The organism is Bifidobacterium sp. MSTE12 (assembly GCF_000513015.1).
Classification (GTDB): Bacteria; Actinomycetota; Actinomycetes; order Actinomycetales; family Bifidobacteriaceae; genus Bifidobacterium; species Bifidobacterium dentium.
Genome location: NZ_AZYA01000022.1, coordinates 1 through 1008, shown reverse-complemented (window position 1 = coordinate 1008; position 1008 = coordinate 1). Strand labels below are relative to the sequence as shown.

At 68.3% G+C, this 1008-nt stretch carries 2 protein-coding genes; both read right to left on the bottom strand.

Annotation, left to right across the window (positions count from 1 at the left end):
- Positions 1-659: MucR family transcriptional regulator (locus tag HMPREF1494_RS10990; RefSeq protein ID WP_197017150.1), on the bottom strand; the 659-nt coding region annotated here is incomplete at its 3' end.
- Positions 660-724: 65 nt separating this feature from the next.
- On the bottom strand, positions 725-1008 hold a 284-nt coding region (locus tag HMPREF1494_RS11575), incomplete at its 5' end, for a hypothetical protein (RefSeq protein ID WP_034520769.1).

The window sequence follows — 1008 nt, the reverse complement described above, 5'->3', positions numbered from 1 at the left end:
CTGACGGCTCGGAATGTGTCGTCAGTGCGGGCGTTGGCTGCTGCTTGTGGGTCGCGGGCGCGGGCGAGCCGAGCGAGGTTCTCTGGGCTGGCTGCTAGTGCCCCTGTCCGCTCGCGGAGGCTGGCGGCGATGAGCTTCGTTGTGCGCGGCAGCTCGTAGGCCTCGCGGTATTCGGCGGCGCTCATGCCGTGAGTGCGCATGATGTGTGCGGCTAGGCTCAGGCAGGCTTTGCCGCACTCGTGGCAGATGAGCCGTCCTTCTTCGTCCTCTGTGATGCGTCCGTAGACCCCGGCGCCGACGGGCTGGCCGACGCGGGGTGCGGGCTCGTCGGCGTGCGGGCCTCGCGCCCGCTTGTAGTGCATGAGACAGAGGCCGTGTGAGATCGCGTCGCGGTCGCACCCCGGGGCCGAGCATAGGTTGGCCGGGGCGCCTGGGGAGCGGACCCAGCGGCGCTGAGCAGCCCACGCCTCGACAGCGGCGACGCTCCACCAGTAGGCATGGCCGACGCGGATAGGGCGCAGGCCCTCGCGGCGCATGGTCTGGCAGAGCTGAAGTACATCACGCTTGACACCGAGGAGGGCTGGCACCTCGGCGGTGGGCAGGTAGCCGCGTTCGCGGGCTTCGGTCTTGGTCATGACGGCGTCGACGTCTTGGCGCATGGTGTGGTCTCCTGCTGTGGGGGAAGGCCCCGGCCCCTTGTGGGGTCGGGGCCTTCTTCGTTCTGTCAGAGCGCGTGGTTGGCGCAGACGGCCCAGAAGTCGTCGTCGGTCACGACCTGGTAGTAGCCCTGGTCGTTCAGCCATTCGACATTGGCTTCGGGGTCGTAGGCGCGGTACCAGGCGAACGTCTCGCCGGCGATTGCCGCGACGTCGTGTTCGTCGGCGTAGTCGCCGAGGGCATCGGATACGGCGTCGCAGACGTCGCTCATGGTGGAGTAGCGCTGGTCGCAGCCGGTGGTCTCGATGATCTCGGCGAGCTGCTCGGCGGTTTCGATGTTGTTCATTGGTC